The sequence below is a fragment of the Streptomyces sp. CA-142005 genome (assembly GCF_050942335.1).
GTDB lineage: Bacteria > Actinomycetota > Actinomycetes > Streptomycetales > Streptomycetaceae > Streptomyces.
In genome coordinates, this window is the sequence record NZ_CP192078.1 from 580579 (window position 1) to 596019 (window position 15441).

At 68.8% G+C, this 15441-nt stretch carries 15 protein-coding genes and 1 pseudogene; 10 read left to right on the plus strand and 6 right to left on the minus strand.

Going from position 1 to position 15441, the window contains the following annotated elements; all coding sequences use genetic code 11:
* Positions 1-118: 118 nt before the first annotated feature.
* The 3 genes and pseudogenes from ACQPXS_RS03065 to ACQPXS_RS03075 form a co-directional block, all read right to left on the minus strand.
* Positions 119-1113 (minus strand): annotated as a pseudogene (locus tag ACQPXS_RS03065) (GlxA family transcriptional regulator).
* Between the two features lie 282 nt (positions 1114-1395).
* On the minus strand, positions 1396-1929 hold the full coding sequence (locus tag ACQPXS_RS03070; RefSeq protein WP_433446639.1) for a DUF4863 family protein: 534 nt from the start codon (positions 1927-1929) through the stop codon (positions 1396-1398).
* A gap of 126 nt (positions 1930-2055) precedes the next feature.
* Positions 2056-2742 carry a TetR/AcrR family transcriptional regulator gene (locus ACQPXS_RS03075; protein WP_433446641.1) on the minus strand — a complete coding sequence of 229 codons (687 nt, stop codon included), beginning with the start codon at positions 2740-2742 and terminating at the stop codon, positions 2056-2058.
* A gap of 871 nt (positions 2743-3613) precedes the next feature.
* On the opposite strand from ACQPXS_RS03075, the gene ACQPXS_RS03080 reads away from it, so the two are divergent.
* Both ACQPXS_RS03080 and ACQPXS_RS03085 read left to right on the plus strand, forming a co-directional pair.
* Positions 3614-4252 (plus strand): HD domain-containing protein, encoded by a 639-nt coding sequence (locus ACQPXS_RS03080; RefSeq protein WP_433446643.1) that lies wholly within the window; start codon positions 3614-3616, stop codon positions 4250-4252.
* Positions 4253-4325: 73 nt separating this feature from the next.
* Positions 4326-4640, plus strand: coding sequence for an MFS transporter (locus ACQPXS_RS03085; protein ID WP_433446645.1), 315 nt, complete (start codon positions 4326-4328; stop codon positions 4638-4640).
* Between the two features lie 222 nt (positions 4641-4862).
* On the opposite strand, the gene ACQPXS_RS03090 is transcribed toward ACQPXS_RS03085, so the two are convergent.
* Complete coding sequence (locus ACQPXS_RS03090; protein ID WP_433446647.1) at positions 4863-5030, minus strand: hypothetical protein; 168 nt, start codon at positions 5028-5030, stop codon at positions 4863-4865.
* An 87-nt stretch (positions 5031-5117) separates the two neighbouring features.
* Between ACQPXS_RS03090 and ACQPXS_RS03095 the strand changes: the two genes are divergently transcribed.
* On the plus strand, positions 5118-7085 hold the full coding sequence (locus tag ACQPXS_RS03095; RefSeq protein WP_433446649.1) for a SpoIIE family protein phosphatase: 1968 nt from the start codon (positions 5118-5120) through the stop codon (positions 7083-7085).
* A gap of 101 nt (positions 7086-7186) precedes the next feature.
* Entirely contained in the window at positions 7187-7729 is a 543-nt protein-coding gene (locus tag ACQPXS_RS03100; protein ID WP_433455676.1) for a GNAT family N-acetyltransferase, read from the plus strand.
* Positions 7730-7861: 132 nt separating this feature from the next.
* Here ACQPXS_RS03100 and ACQPXS_RS03105 read toward each other — a convergent pair whose 3' ends face one another.
* The gene (locus ACQPXS_RS03105; protein ID WP_433446651.1) at positions 7862-8077 is read right to left on the minus strand and encodes a hypothetical protein; all 216 of its coding nucleotides are present in this window, start codon (positions 8075-8077) and stop codon (positions 7862-7864) included.
* 121 nt (positions 8078-8198) lie between these two features.
* On the opposite strand from ACQPXS_RS03105, the gene sigJ reads away from it, so the two are divergent.
* From sigJ to ACQPXS_RS03130, 5 genes are all read left to right on the plus strand, one after another.
* Positions 8199-9089, plus strand: a complete 891-nt coding sequence (gene sigJ / locus ACQPXS_RS03110; RefSeq protein ID WP_433446653.1) for an RNA polymerase sigma factor SigJ — start codon at positions 8199-8201, stop codon at positions 9087-9089.
* Between the two features lie 181 nt (positions 9090-9270).
* Positions 9271-10224 carry an NADP-dependent oxidoreductase gene (locus ACQPXS_RS03115; RefSeq protein WP_433446655.1) on the plus strand — a complete coding sequence of 318 codons (954 nt, stop codon included), beginning with the start codon at positions 9271-9273 and terminating at the stop codon, positions 10222-10224.
* Positions 10225-10229: 5 nt separating this feature from the next.
* Positions 10230-10703, plus strand: coding sequence for a cupin domain-containing protein (locus ACQPXS_RS03120; protein WP_433455678.1), 474 nt, complete (start codon positions 10230-10232; stop codon positions 10701-10703).
* Between the two features lie 127 nt (positions 10704-10830).
* The gene (locus ACQPXS_RS03125; protein WP_433446657.1) at positions 10831-11289 is read left to right on the plus strand and encodes a carboxymuconolactone decarboxylase family protein; all 459 of its coding nucleotides are present in this window, start codon (positions 10831-10833) and stop codon (positions 11287-11289) included.
* 406 nt (positions 11290-11695) lie between these two features.
* Positions 11696-12805 carry a hypothetical protein gene (locus ACQPXS_RS03130; protein ID WP_433446659.1) on the plus strand — a complete coding sequence of 370 codons (1110 nt, stop codon included), beginning with the start codon at positions 11696-11698 and terminating at the stop codon, positions 12803-12805.
* Between the two features lie 52 nt (positions 12806-12857).
* Here ACQPXS_RS03130 and ACQPXS_RS03135 read toward each other — a convergent pair whose 3' ends face one another.
* Positions 12858-13838 carry an AraC family transcriptional regulator N-terminal domain-containing protein gene (locus ACQPXS_RS03135; protein WP_433446660.1) on the minus strand — a complete coding sequence of 327 codons (981 nt, stop codon included), beginning with the start codon at positions 13836-13838 and terminating at the stop codon, positions 12858-12860.
* Between the two features lie 157 nt (positions 13839-13995).
* Between ACQPXS_RS03135 and ACQPXS_RS03140 the strand changes: the two genes are divergently transcribed.
* Positions 13996-15078 carry an aldo/keto reductase gene (locus ACQPXS_RS03140; RefSeq protein ID WP_433446662.1) on the plus strand — a complete coding sequence of 361 codons (1083 nt, stop codon included), beginning with the start codon at positions 13996-13998 and terminating at the stop codon, positions 15076-15078.
* Positions 15079-15441 lie beyond the last annotated feature (363 nt).

The window sequence follows — 15441 nt, forward strand, 5'->3', positions numbered from 1 at the left end:
CTCACCGCTGCCCACGAGTCCGACAACTCCTGATCGCAGCCCGGATCCTCCCGGTGGCGGGGCGCGGTCCTGCATCCGGTTCGGCGGGCTTCACCATGGCTGGTGGCCCCACCTGCGGTCACCTCCCCGTCCGTGCGCGGCGAGTGGTGCGGAAGCGGCGCTGATAGGCGGCGGGACTGATGGACAACTCCCGTACGAACACTCGGCGCAGACTCTCGTAGCTCGGGAATCCCGCCAGGGCGGCTGCCTGCGTCGCGGTGTGCCCCTGGTCGAGGAACGACTTCGCGAGGTCGAGCCGGATCGACTCGACGTACCGGGCCGGCGTGGTGGACAGCTCCTCGCGGAACAGTCGTGTGAGATGGCGGGCGCTGACATGGAGATGCTCGGCGAGTTCGCCGAGGGAGTGGTTCCCCGCGGGATCCGCCAAGACCCGCTCGACGACTGTGCGCAGGGCGGGAGACCGAGGTGGCGGACCCTCAGCGGGGCGGAGAACTGCGACTGACTGCCCGCGCGTTGCAGGTAGACCACCAGGGCGCGTGCGACGTCCCGGCTCAGCTCGGACCCGTGGTCCTCCTCCACGAGAGCCAGCGCCAGGTCGACGCCGGCGGCGACGCCCGCCGACGTGAACGTGGTGCCGTCGCGCACGTAGATGGCGTCGGGCTCCACGTGGGTCTTCGGGCACCGGGCGGCGAGTTCGCCCGCGACCTTCCAGTGGGTGGTAACACGCTTTCCGTCCAGCAGGCCGATGGCACCGAGGACGAACGCCCCGGAGCAGACGGAGGCGACACGGCGGGAGCGGACCGCCAGGTCCCTCGCAGCCTCGACCAGCTCGCGCGCGATGGGTGTCCTGGGATAGACGTCCCCGCCTGGCACCACGAACGTATCCGGGGCCGGTTCGGAGGCGGGGCTGCCGTCGACGGCGATCCGTATGCCGACCGAAGACCTGACGTCGGCGCCGGTCGCCGACAGCACAGCGATCCGATAGTCGGCACCGAGTCGATTCGCCTCGGCGAACACCTCGGCGGGACCGGCGACGTCCAGAAGTTTCACCCCGTCGTAGACGAGGAGGGCGACCCGGTGTGGCGTCCCGGAGCTCACAGTTCTCTTCCTCAGGCCTCTGGATGTGAGTGATGCGTCGCCGGACCGATGTCGCGCAAGACGACCCGATGTCCTTCGGCGCGCTCCCGGAAACCGACGCCCGGGAGCCAGGCGACCGGGTGGTGCTCCGCCGGTAGGCCGGCGGCCCCACGAGCGATCTCGGAGACGGTCGGCACCCGGCTTTCGTGATCGAGCGCCTGCAGACCCCTGCTACGCACGGGTTGACGCACGGCCCACGGAACGCCGGCCCCGGTCCGCGGCTGGCCGCCGGGCCGTTCCTGCTCCTGTGGCGCCGGCCTAGGCGGCTGCACCGGCGGTCCGCGGAGGTCGGATGTCGTACGAGATGCGTCCGGCGGGCAGGTAGAAGAGGGCGATCAGCGCTCCTCCCCGTACCTCCGGGTAGTGGTGACTGCCCGGGGCGGGTGCTGTCCAGCCCGGCCCCTGCCAGCCGTGGGGCCCCGCGAGCTCGGCTCCGGGGTCGATGGGGACGACGAGGTTCAGTTCGCCGTACGGGTGCGCGTGGTACTGGCCCCGGTAGCGCTCGACGCTGTCCATGTAGACGGCGGTGATGCTGAAGTAGTGGGTCTCGGCCGTCGGTTCGGCGATGATGCTCCGGCGGTAGCGGGCGCCGTCGACCTCGATGTTCGCCGCCCAGCCCTCCTCCAGGACACCGATCTTGATCAGGCGCGCCAGGTCCAGGTACAGCTCGCTGCCGGCACCGTAGGTGGTGTTCAGCCAGCTCTCGAGGTCCTTGCCGGCCGTACGGTTCCTGACCTCGGCCAGGAACGGGATACTGCGCTCGATCAGTGCCCTGCGGCTGTCCGCACTCATATGCGGAATCCTCTCGTGTGGCTACTGGGTGTCCCCCGAGAACGATGCATCTGCTTTACGTTACAGTCAATAGCTGTAACGAAAGGTGGGCCGGTTTCTCGGTACCAGGGTGAGGGGCCGGGGATGTCAGGCGGGTCGGGCTTCTCCGTCCACGCAGAGCGTCGGCCAGAGCGCGGCGACGACCCGTTCCGCGAAGCCGGCGTCGACCTCACGGCCGGTCCTGAGGTAGTCGGCGAAGTAGCTTCCGAAGCACAGGGTGACGACCATGTCCAGGTCCACGTCCTCGCGCACGGCGCCGCGGCGCTGCAGCGAGACGAGCGTCATCAGCAGTTCCTCACAGCGGGGATGCACCCCGTGCTCGCGCAGCTGGTCCAGCAGGCCGGGCGCCCGCTCCACCTCGGCCATGAAATTGCCGTGCAGGGCCATGGCCCGCTCGTTGTGGTAGCGGGGGTCGAGACGCCGCACCGCTTCGACGAGCGCCTCGCGCGGGGTCAGCTGCTCCATGTCCAGCGGAGGGTAGGCCTCGCGCTGCTTGCGCAATCCATACTCCAGGGCATCGATGACAAGGTCGTACTTGTTCGCCCACCGCCGGTAGAGAGTCGGCCGTGTGACGCCGGCGTCCGCGACGATGTCCCCGATCGTCATGGAGGTGTAGCCATCGGTGGCCAGCCGCTTGCGCGTGGCCTGGATGATCGCCTCCTCGATGGCCGGATCCCGGGGCCGTCCGCCGACGGAGGCGACCGGCTCCGCGCCCGAGCGACCCCGGCGCCCGTCGGACCGCTCACCGTCACGCGTCGTCTTCGCCCTCGCCATCTCATCCCTTCCGAACACACAAGCCGGCCGAAACCGGGGTGCCCATCCGCGCTCCCCCGCAGCACGAGCACACTACGCGAACCGCTGCCCGCTGCCCGCTGCGGCTTTAACGGACGCCGGGCAGGGCAAGGCCGGGTTTTCTTTACAGCTCTCGACCGTAACCAGAACCCGCCCGTGGCGTGGCACGAACACAGAGTCTGGTGACGTGACCGAACGCGACGAGTGCACGATGCCGATCGACCGCAGCGTTCCGGACCCCATGTACCGCCAGGAAGCGGAAGGCCCGGAGAAGGCCTCGTCCCTGGTGCGGTGTGGATCGGCCGGGACCTGTGCCGGGAGGCCACCGCCCGGCACCGCACGCCGGTACGACGAGCCGCCCGGTCGTCAGGTGCGGAACGCCGACCCCGCCGTTTCCCGCACCGGCCGGACACGTCTCTTCCCGGACCGCTCCGTCCGCGGCCTGACGATGGAAGCGACCATGAACCACACATCGACCACGACATCGGTCCCCTCGACCCGTTCAGGAAGCCTTGGCGCGCGCGGTTGACGCACGTGGTGCCGACAGGTGCCGGCAGGGAGTCCGTCTTCGGATGCCGGCGGCGAGTGCGCTGGGGCGGGTTGCGTGACGGCGTTGCCGTTGGCGGTGCGCATGCCGATCAAGGAGGCGCCGTAGGCCCCGGACGCCGACACCAGCGCGATTGGGCGAGGGGCGCTGTCCGATGCGTGTCAGAGCTCGCAGTCCCATCCTGAAGTGGCTGGATATGAGTGGTTCACGGCCGGACCGATGCGGAACCGAAGTCCGCATGGTCGGCACTGTGGACTTCGGACGCACAGTCCAGTCCTAAAAGATCGCATCGGAAAGAGCGGACGCATGACCGTCATCATCGCAGGGGTGGAAATCCCCGAGACCTCGGCAGTGGCGGAGGCCACGAGCCGCCTCCGGGAAACGACCACACCCCTGATCTTCCATCACTCCCGGCGTGTTTTTCTCTTCGCCTCCCTGCACGCGCGCGAGTTGGGCCTGGAGCCCGATCCCGAGCTGCTTTACATCTCCGCGATGTTTCACGACACGGGCCTGTTGACCCCGTTCTCCGAGGAGGAACAGCGTTTCGAGCTCGACGGCGCCGACCACGCGCGCAAGTTCCTGCTCGACCGCGGCTTCTCCAAGGGCGCCGCCGACGTGGTCTGGACGGCGATCGCGCTGCACACGACGCCGGGCATTCCCGGCCGGATGGGCCCGGAGATCGCTGCCACGAACTACGGTGTCCTGACCGACGTGGTCGGCTGGGGCCTGGACGGACTGGAGGGCGACCAGGTGGACGAGATCGTCGCCGCTCACCCGCGCGGAAACTTCAAGAAGGAATTCGTGCAGGCGTTCGTCGAGGGGCTCAAGGACCGTCCGGACACCACGTACGGGACCGTCAATGCGGACTACCTGGAACGCTTCGTTCCCGGCTTCCACCGCACCTCCGTCATCGAGCGCATCACCGAGGCGCCCTGGCCGCAGTGACCCGGCGGCAGAGACTTCCCGGTCCAGGACGACGCGCCGCTTCACCGTTCTGACGGTCACCAGCGCCGTGCTGATGGCGGCTGCGAGTGCACTCTCGCCGATCTATTCCCTCTACCGTGAGCGCTGGGACTCCTCGGTCTCCATGGTGACGGTCGTCTTCACCGCGTACGGTGCCGCGAGCGACCGCCTGGGACGCCGTCCGGCGCTGCTCGCCGCACTGCTCATGGCGGCGGCCAGTACGGCGATCCTCTGGACGGCCGACGGTGTCCTGTCCCTGGTGATCGCAAGGGCGGTGCAGGGCGTCGCCACCGGGACCGCCATCAGTGGGCTGGCCCCGGGCTCGGCGGTTTGTCCCCGGCGAGACACCCGCAGGCAGGGACCACGGTGACGGCGGTCGGCACGAGTGTGGGCCGGGCCGCCGGCGCCTCGGTGGTGGGGCCGATGATCCGGCTCATCCCCGAGACGGTGGCGTCGCCGGTCGGCGCCCCCCGTCTCCCTGCGCCCCGGGGTGGGAACCCCCAGGATTCCCGGCGCCGGTTTCTGGCCGCCGTACCCACCCTCATGGCGAGCTGGTCCATCACGGGGCTGTTCCTAGCTAGCGCTCACCCTCTCAGTGGTCACCGGCGTCCTGCACATCGCCCAGGGAGCCGCGGGCGGACTCGAGATCGCCGCGTTGTTCCTGGCCGACCGTGGGATCGGCCGGGGGCGGCACGTCCAACGAGGCGTTGTCATTGCGGTCGCCGAGCAGTGGTCCCCTGCCGTGGAGGGGGCGGCACATGCGCGGCATAGTGGCAGTGTGTCCACTGATGGTTCTACGAGCTCCGCAGCTGGAGAGCGAGCTGTGCAACCAGGTGACGTTCTGGCGGTGATCAGTGCCGACATGACGGTCTCCGTGTGGACGGGGGCCGCCGAGCGCCTATGGGGCTATTCGGCTGACCAAGCGCTTCATCGTCCCGCCAAGGGGCTACTGGTTTCCGGCGCCCCTGAGATTTCCCGTGTCTTCGCCGGCAGCCCCTGGTCAGGGCGGGTGCGGATCCACCGCCGCGACGGCCATGAGGCGACTGCGGATCTACAGGTCACTCCTCTGGACGCTGACGGCGGCGCGGGTTGGCTCGTATGGGGCCCTGACATGTTTGGCCGACCAGGCCTGGATCCGGCTGCGGTGAATGCGCTCTTTCACCACTCGCCAGTCAGCCTGGTCATCTGGGACCGGGAATTGCGCTGTACCTGGTTCAACGACAGCGTTCACGATCAGGACATCTACAGCTCCCAGCCGGAGCTGGGCGGCTATGTCACCGACGTGGTCCGCGCTCGTCACCCGGAGTGTCTGGAACGCGCCATGGCCCGCGTCCTGAGCGACGGGGTGCCGCTCCTCGGGTACGAACTGTGGCCGACCGAGGCTCGCGCCCCCGACCGTTACTACCGTGTGGCCCTGATCCGTCTGGATGAACCGGACGGTCGACCAGTGGGCGTCTGCTCTGCGGCCGTGCAGGCCAGCACCGGCCAGCAAGTCGGAGGACTTCGTCTGCTCAACGAAGCGAAAAGCCGCCTCGGCACGGATTTGGACCCGTTGGTCACCAGCCAGACACTGGCGGAGACAGCGATACCCCAGCTCGCCGACTACGTCACCATCGACCTCGTCGAGGCCGTGCCGCTGGACAAGGAGCCGCTCAGACGCCTCAGGTCCACCGATACGAGCATCCCGGGCTTCTACCGCGCCGGCGCCGCTTCCATCCACGACGATCTTCGCGAGTCTCTCTGGGCGCGCGGAACACCGGTCTACGTTCCGCCGGCATCCCCCTTCGCCGCCGTACTCAGGAATCGCAGGTCCTACTTCGAGCCTGTTCTCGACGCCTCCCCCGGCACTTGGCTCGACAACGACCCGGATCGGGCCCGGGTCATTCGCGAGACCGGAATGCATTCCCTCATGATCGTCCCCCTGCAGGCCCGCGGTGCGATGCTCGGCATCTCCGTCTTCGTGCGCAGCGAGAACCCGGTCCCGTTCAGCAGGGCAGACCTTGCGCTGGCCGAGGAACTCGCGGCCCGTGCCGCACTGATCATCGACAACGCCCTGCGGTACACCCGAGAGCGAACCGCCGCGCTGGCGATACAACGCGCCCTGATGCCGCACCACTTGTCGGGCGGCAGCGCAGTCGAGCTGGCCACCCGCTACCTGCCCGCGGACAGATATGCCTGCGTCGGCGGCGACTGGTTCGACGTCATCCAACTGTCTGATTCCCGCGTGGCCTTGGTCGTGGGAGATGTCGTCGGTCACGGCATCAACGCGGCCGTGACCATGGGACGTCTGCGCGCCACGACACGTGCGTTCAGCAAGTTGGAACTGCCGCCCGCCGAACTGCTGCGTTTCATGGATGAACTCGCCGTCGACATCGCCCGTGACCGTTGCGACGACGGCACCTCCGCACCATCGGCTTTCGCAGCCACCTGCCTCTACGGTGTTTACGACCCGAAATCTCAGCGATGCACCATGTCCAGTGCCGGCCATCCCCCGCCCGCGATCATCTTCCCGGACGGATCGGTCGACTTCGCCGGAGTAGCCCCGGGTGCGCCCATCGGGCTGGGACTGGGCTTCTTCGAATCGACCGACGTGGAGCTACCGGGCAGCAGCGTGATAGCGCTGTACAGCGATGGTCTGATCGAGATGGAGCACGACGTCGACCGGGGACTGCAGCGGCTGCGCGCCGCTCTCGCCGGCCCCATTTCCAGTCTGGACGACCTGTGCACATCGGTCGTCGACACCCTGGCCCCTGACGGTCCGGTGGACGACGACATCGCCCTCCTTCTGGCCCGCACCCACCCCGCCGCCGGGTAAATCGGGCCCACACACCCTGATGATCGGCGCGCTTACCCCCCTCTGAGCAACAGGCCCTGGAGAGGATGGCGGAGAGCCCATGTGTGATCCAGAATGACTGGATGGTCAGGCTTGAGACTCCCCGTTTGATCCTGCGTCGCTGGCGCGAGGAAGACGTTGCGCCCATGGCTGCCGTCAATGCCGACCCCGAGGTCATGCGGTGGATCCGTGACGGCAGTGTCCGTGACGAACAGCAGACTCGCGACGGGATCCAGGCATGGGAGAGCGAGTGGGAGTCACAGGGCTTCGGCCTGTTCGCCGTGGAGATCCGGTCCACTGGCGAACTGGCCGGGTTCACCGGCCTTTCGGTGCCCAACTTCTTGCCGGAGGTACTGCCGGCGGTTGAGGTCGGCTGGCGGCTCGGGCGTTCCCACTGGGGGCAGGGCTTGGCCACCGAGGCCGCTGTGGCCGCTGTACGGTTCGGGTTCGAAGAGCGGGGGCTGGAGCGGATCGTCAGCATCACTCAAGTGGGCAACGACGCCTCCGAACGGATCATGACCAAACTGGGGATGCATCCGGTCCGTGAGACCGTCAATCCCACCGGCGGTCGGCGAGTGCGGGTGTTCGAGTTGTCGGCGGACCAGTACGTCACCACCACTCGTTGATGGCGGCGACTGGGACGGTAGCCTCGTAGCGGACCGCGAGCTTGTCGTATCCAACGGCCACGGCTCGATGTCTCTTCCGGCGATTGATGCCGCACTCGACCTGCGGCGAGTCCCCCGGCTGCCCTGCCGTGCTCACAATCGACAAGGGCTTCTGTGATCATCGGGCTCGTCGAAGACACCGCCCGGTGATTCCTTCTCGGTGGAGTCGACGCTCAGGTTCCACACGATCGCGCCCTTCGCATCGGCCAGGGCCTGGAGCCGGGTGAGAACCTGGTGCCAGGTGCCGTCTCGCTGCCACCGGCGAAACAGGCCGTAGATCCGGCCCCACGGCCCGCACTCGACGAGCACGTCCCGCCATGGCACACCGGCGCGGGCCCGGAACCGTATGCCGTCGAGCGGAGCTGTCTTCGAAGATCCCGAGTTCGCGTAGCTACGCTGGAGCCGCGAGGTGGAGGAGGTTGCGATCGGTATGGGTGACGGGCACGAGCCCCGACGGTCTGAGCAGGACGACCCGCTCGGAGCCGAATGGGACAGGCACCGGCCCGCCGTTTTCGGTGTGGCCTACCGGCTGCTGGGAAGTGTGGCCGATGCCGAGGATGTCACCCAGGACGTGTGGCTGCGGGCGGCCGGAGCGGATCTGCAGGACATCGGTGATCTGCGGGCCTGGCTGGTGACGGTGGCCGCGCGACGGTCGTACGACATTCTCAAAAGTGCCCGTTTCCGCCGGGAGACCTATGTCGGGCCGTGGCTGCCGGAGCCGCTGCTGACAGGGCCGGACGCCTCGCAGCCGGTACTCGTCGACGAGTCCGTCAGTTCGGCGATGCTGCTGATCATGGAAGAGCTGAGCCCGCCGGAGCGGGTGGCCTTCGTCCTGCACGATGTCTTCGGCCTTGAGTTCGGCCGCATTGCCGAAGTGCTGGACGTCTCCGTGCCGGGGGCCCGGCAGCTCGCCTCGCGGGCACGACGACGGGTGGCCAAAGCGAAGGAGGCCACGCCCCAGGCGTCGAAGGCGGAGCGCGAACGTGTCCTCGCGGTCTTCCGCGCCGCCTACGAGGCCGGGGACCTGGCCGGCCTGGTCAGGCTCCTGCACCCGGACGCGGTCTACGTCACCGACGGCGGCGGCAAGGCGTTGGCGGCACGCAAGCTCATCCACGGCGGCGAGCGCGTCGCCGAGGTCATGGTGCGTACGGGGCGTCAGTGGCACCCGGACCGCATCGACTTCGCCGAGGTCGGCGGCGAGCCGGCCCTCGTGTTCCACCGGGAAGGCCGGGTCTACTCCGTCGACACGGTGCAGATCACAGACGGTCTGATCACCGCGTACCGCAGGGTCATGAACCCCGACAAACTCGTGCGCGTCTGAGCTGTCACACCCGGAGGGGCCACCTCGTCTCCCTACTGAGAACGCACAACGGGCGACGAAGGAATACGCGCGAGCAGGTGAGATCGATCATGCAGAGCGGCATACATCCACCTGCAGCCGCTTTGAGCCCGGCGCGCGAGTGTGCCGTGCGCTCGGGTCGCCCCTCCCAGTAAGGACCTGTATGCAAGCCATCACTGTGCGAGACCGTGACGCTGGTCTTGCCGGGATGTCCCTGACGGACATGCCCTACCCTCACGCGGCCGAGAACGACGTCATCGTGCGGGTGCACGCCGCGGGATTCACCCCCGGAGAGCTGGACTGGCCCGCCACGTGGACCGATCGCGCCGGCCGCGACCGGACGCCGAGCGTGCCCGGGCACGAGTTGTCCGGTGTCGTCGCGGAGCTGGGGTACGGCACCACCGGCCTGAGCGTCGGACAGCGGGTGTTCGGCCTGGCCGACTGGGCCCGCGACGGCGCCCTCGCCGAGTACACCGCGGTGGAGGCCCGCAATCTCGCCCCGCTGCCGGCGGACATCGACCACACCGTGGCCGCCGCACTGCCCATCTCCGGGCTGACGGCCTGGCAGGGCCTGTTCGACCACGGCCGCCTCACCACAGGCCAGACCGTCCTGATCCACGGTGCCGCGGGCGGCGTCGGCTCGATCGCCGTACAGCTCGCCCGCGAGGCCGGCGCCCGCGTCATCGGCACCGGCCGGGCCCGCGACCGGGACAGGGCCCGCGCACTCGGCGTCGACACCTTCATCGACCTGCAGGCCGAGAAGCTGGAGGACGCCGGCGAGGCCGACGTCGTGTTCGACGTGCTCGGCGGCGACATCCTCGACCGCTCGGCCGCCCTCGTCCGGGCCGGTGGCACGCTCGTCTCCATCGTCATGCCGCCCAAGGTCCGGCCCAAGGACGGCCGGGCGGTCTTCTTCGTCGTCGAACCCGACCGCGCCCGGCTCGCCGACCTCGCCACGCGGCTGAGGGACGGCCGGCTCAAGCCGGTCGTCGGTGCTGTGCGGCCGCTCGCCGAGGCAGCCGCCGCGTTCACCCCCGGCAAGCGCACACCGGGCAAGACGATCATCCGCGTCACGGAAGACGCGTCACGGAAGACTGAATCAGGAGACCCCTCGTGATCGGAATGCGAATCGCCACCGGCTTCCTGGCCGTCGCCGCGCTGACTGCGGCCACGGCCTGCTCGACCTCCGACCAGCCCGCCCATGTCAAGGGCACGACCGCGGCCATGGCATCGCCTGCGGCCGCGGCATCGACACGCCCCACCGAAACCCTCAAGCCGCTGCTCCAGCAGGCCCTTCCCAACGTGAAGGGCAAGACGTTCACCTCGGCGATCGTCGACTTCCCGCCCAACGCAAGCGCCCTGCCACACCGGCACGGCCAGGCGTTCGTCTACGCCTACGTCCTCGAAGGCACCGTGCGCAGCAAGCTCGACGGCAAGCCCGCGACCACCTACCACCAGGGCGAGAACTGGGTCGAACAGCCGGGCGCCCACCACGTCCTCACCGAGAACACCAGCCGGACCAAGCCCGCCAAGCTCCTGGTCGTCTTCGTCTCCCACACCGGAGACAAGCTCAAGGTCGACGACCCGAAGACATAGCCCGGGGCACGCAGGGGGCGGCAACAGTCCGCCCGAACTCTGCCCCTGCCAAAAGCACACAGCGCCCGCCACCAGGACGCGCGCCCGCAATGCACGGCGCACGCCACATGAAGGAATCGAACGAACCATGACCGACACCCAGCGCGTCAACATCGGCAAGCAGCACCCGGCCCCCTACAAGACCCTCATCGCCCTGTCATCACAGGTGGAAGAGGCCGCCGCCGCAGCGGGACTTGACCCGCTCCTGGTCGAACTGTTGAGGATCCGCACCTCCCAGATCAACGGCTGCGCGTTCTGCCTGCGCATGCACACCGGCGATGCCATCAAGAAGGGCGAGAACCCCGACCGGATCGCCGTGCTGCCCGCCTGGGAAGAGACCGGCTACTTCTCCGAGACCGACCGCGCCGCCCTCCGCCTGACCGAGGCGATCACTCGCGTGCCGGACGGACACGTCAGCGACGAGGAGTACAACGCCGCCGCGGCCGTACTCACTGCAGACCAGATCTCGGCGGTCGCCTGGCTGGCAACGGTGATGAACGCCTTCAACCGCGTCGCGATCACCAGCCGGTACCCTGTCGGCGGCTGACCTCGACGGTGACGCCGGCGGTGACACGGTTGCCGAAGCCTCCGCCGTCGTGAAGGCGATGGGCGGGATCAGCCGGGCAGCGCGGTGGAACAGTGGATCACGTCACCTGACGCGGCCGCGCTGCCGATAGCAGAGCGTCTCGCCCGGCCCGCAGCGAGCAGGATTGAGGGCGTCGGTCGGCACGGTGCCGACCGACGCCCGTCTCCATCGAGCAGCGCGGCGACGACCTGCCCAGTGCCCGAGACCGCAGGGCGACCTCACAAAGACGCCCACATGGTCGACTGGGCACATATGCGTGACCGCTGGTACGAGGCAGGTGTCTCCTCACGGCGGACGAGAAAACGCGTTGGCCGGCTGCCGCAGGGCGGCTGCGACCATGCAGCTGTTTCCGATGCGGAGGGGGCCTTTGTTCGTTTTCGTTTGTGTGAGGTGCGAGGCAGAGCTGACCGTCCCCTTGTCCCAGGTCTCCCTGCCGGCCCACGCCCGTCAGAAATACGGGAACGGGGTCCAGCTTCCGGTGCTCATGGAGTCAGGGACGTTTGCCGTGGACCCGGATCCCTGGGGAGGGCCGTGGCGGACGTGGGACGAGATCGATGCGGACGAGGCAGAGGCGCGCGGCATCTATGCGCCGGTCCATGCCCTGTCCGACGGCGCGCCCGGGGCGATCGTCATCGCGCCCGGTGATATCCGCGGGACCCGGCTGATCCCAGAGAAACGCGGCGGTGCCTGCTGTGGCCTGGACGGGGCCGACGGGCCCAACATGGCCTGCCGGGCGTGCGACCTGCCCGTGGCGACCAGGGTCGACGACTGCTCGCTCTGGCAAGCGGTGCGGCTCAGCTCGGACGCCGTGCACCGCGTCCTCGTTGGCGGTGTCCACACTGTGCCGCTCTCCTGGGCGGAACTGGCGGAGGAGGGGGAGAAGACGCCCCCGTTCGAGCCGATTGCCACGTGGGGAGGAGGACGGTTCGGGACGAGCCACCACTGGTCGTGGAGTCCGCGATGGGAGGCGGCAGCCGGCCAGGCGCTCGCCCACCTGCTCGCGGCCTCCCAAGGACAGCCGGTGCAGGTCCCCGACGGACTGACCGCGGACGTGTTCCAACGCGCGCTCGACGCCCTGCTGCCCGCAGGCCCCCCGAAGCGGCGTGCCGTCCTGACCGGACCGGGACAGCCCTCCCCCGACGCGGACGTCGACATCCTCCTCGTACCGGTCCATCCCCAGACGGGTCAGACCTGGACCCCCGCCGGCCCGCCTGCGTCGGCATACCCGGTGCCCCTGCCGCTGGGAGTGTGGCAGTGGCTGGTCTCTCCCCAGCCGTACTTGCCGGTTCCCGCGTCGGGCGGCACACCCCGAGACGTCCTCCGCGACGACCCGCTCCCGCCGCGCCCCCACCACCTGTTCCGGGCGGACCGGGGAACGTTCCAGCACACCTTGGTCCGGCTGCCGGCCGTTCGCAGCCCGTGGCTGCGCACGATCCTCGAAAACCTCACGCGGGCCACGTCGGCCGGCCTCTTCTAGTCTCTGGCAATCGAGCAGCGCCAGAGGGACCTCGGCACACACATCAGTGATCTCAGACCGTCGACATCTCCGCGGCATCGTTGCCGGCGGGCTGCCGACGCAGTCGCGCGGCGTCCGCTCCCGGGGGCGTGCCGAAATGCCGGCGGTACTCACGGCTGAATTGCGAGGCGCTGTCGTAGCCGACCGCGAAGCCGACGGAGGCCACGTCTTCCGTACTGCTCATGAGCATCAGTCGAGCCTCCTGCAGCCGGATCCGCTTCTGGTACTGGATCGGCGTCATGGCGGTCACCGCCCGAAAGTGCCGGTGGAAGGGTGAGACGCTCATCCCGGCCACATGGGCGAGATCCTCGACGCGCAGGGTCTGGGTGTGATGCTCGCGGATCCAGTGGATCGCGCGGCTGATCTGCGTGAGGCGGCTGTCGGCCAGCCCGATCTGCCGGACCAGCATCCCCTGCTCACCGGTGACCAGTCGCCAGAGGATCTCCTTTTCGAGCATCGGGGCGAGAATGGGCACGTCGTCGGGATGATCCAGCAGCCGGACCATGCGTGTCACCGCGTCCACGAGGCCCGCGGGCGCGTCACTGACCGCAAGGCCGTGAGGGGTTGCCCTGTCGGTGTGCCCGGTGTCACCGGGCCGCCGTCGAGTGTCCGCTCGCTGATGCAGCCGCTGCGGCCCTGCTGGGCGCGCCGACTCCGCCGCGGCCGAGGCCTCCAGCAGGAGGGAGGCGATGCGCGCGGGTTTGAGGACGAGCCCGAAGCCGAGCAGCGGTTCCTCGGGGGTGGCCTGCGTGCAATGGCCGGTGACCGGCAGGTCGACCGTGACGACCAGGTACTGGCCGGCACCGTAGTCGTAGACGAGGTCGCCGAGCATGAGGCGCTTGCAGCCTTGGACGACGAGCGCCATGACGGGCTCGGCCATGCCTACCGTCGGCGCGGTGGGCCAGTCCGTCCGGGACAGCAGCAGGCCGTCGACGAGACCGTCGGCGTGTTCGGCGTGCCGGGCGATGAGGTGGCGCAACTCGGTCAGGGACACGCCCCGATTCAAGCCCCGGTCCGGACCGCATGCAACGCCTCCCCGATGAAATCGACAGGATCGTGCAAGCCGTCGATGGGATCGCACTAACGACAGCCCAGCTCAGGCTGCTTTGCTCGAAGAGCCAGTACATTCACGACTCTCTTCGGGAGCATTCATGGCACTCGACTCGTACGTCAGTCTCGGCCGGTCCGGTCTCAAGGTCAGCCCCTTCTGCCTCGGCGCGATGAACTTCGGCGAGGACAGCGGGCTGGGCTGCGGCGTCGAGGAGTCCGAGAAGATCCTTCAGGCCTACGTCGACGGGGGTGGGAACTTCGTCGACACCGCCAACCTCTACACCAACGGCCACTCGGAGGCGATCCTCGGCGACTTCCTTGCCGCTCGCCCCGGCCTGCGCGACCGGCTGGTACTGGCCACGAAGTTCTTCGGCAACCTCCACCTCGGCGATCCCAACGGCGGCGGCGCGAGCCGAAAGGCGATCATCGGCCAGCTAGAGGACTCCCTGCGCCGCCTGCGCACGGACTACGTGGACCTCTATTGGCTGCACAACTACGACTGGGCCACGCCGATCGAGGAGACCCTGCGCACCCTCGACGATCTCGTAACCGCCGGAAAGATCCGCTACATCGGCTTCTCCGACACCCCCGCCTGGTTCACCGCCAAGGCCCACACCACCGCGCTGCTGCGCGGCTGGTCTCCGGTCGTCGCGCTGCAGATGGAGTACTCCCTGCTGGAGCGCACCATCGAAGGCGAACTCATCCCCCTGGCGCAGGACGCCGGGATGGGGCTGCTGCCCTGGAGCCCCCTCAAGAGCGGTTACCTGACCGGGAAGTACCGCCGTCATCTGAACGCCCCGGCCGACGCCAAACGGGCCGCAATCCTGGGCAATCCCAGCGAGGCCCAGTTCACGGTGATCGAGAGGCTGGTCTCGGTCGCGGAAGAAGCCGGCACGACCCCGGCCGCCGCGGCACTGTCCTGGGTCCAGAACCGGCCCGGCGTCACCTCCACCCTCATCGGCCCGCGCACCCTGGCCCACCTGGAGTCCCATCTCACCGCTCTGGACGTCCGTCTCACCCCGGCCCAGATCGCGGCCCTGGACGACGTCTCCATTCCCACCCTCAATTTCCCCCACGACCTCAACCACCGGGTAGGCGCCATGCTCAAGTACGCGGGCGCGACAGTCGACGGCCGCCCGAGCTCGGTGTACCCGCCACTGCTGCAGAGCGTGAATCGCTACTGACGAGCCATCGGTTCACCGTTCGACGGGGTTGTCGGGCCCGCCGCTGCGAGGTGGAGCAGGCCGTGAAGAAGGCCGTGCGGCACGCCGGGAGGACCCGTCTGGCGAGTAGCCGGCGCCGCGTCCAGCGCTGATCGGGCCCAGCAGCCAGGACGCCGACGGTCTCCTCGTCTGCAAGGCTGACGCGTACGTCGGCCGCTGGCAGTGAGCAGCATGCGGCAACGGCCAGCACTGGCGATGCAGGCGGATCCCCCTCGAACGCCCCGGCTCACGGGCGATCACGTGCTTCGCCTCCAACGGTGATGGACCAAGCGGCCGGCAAGGCCTCACCGCTGCCCATCCCCCACCCAACGTTTGCCTTACCTA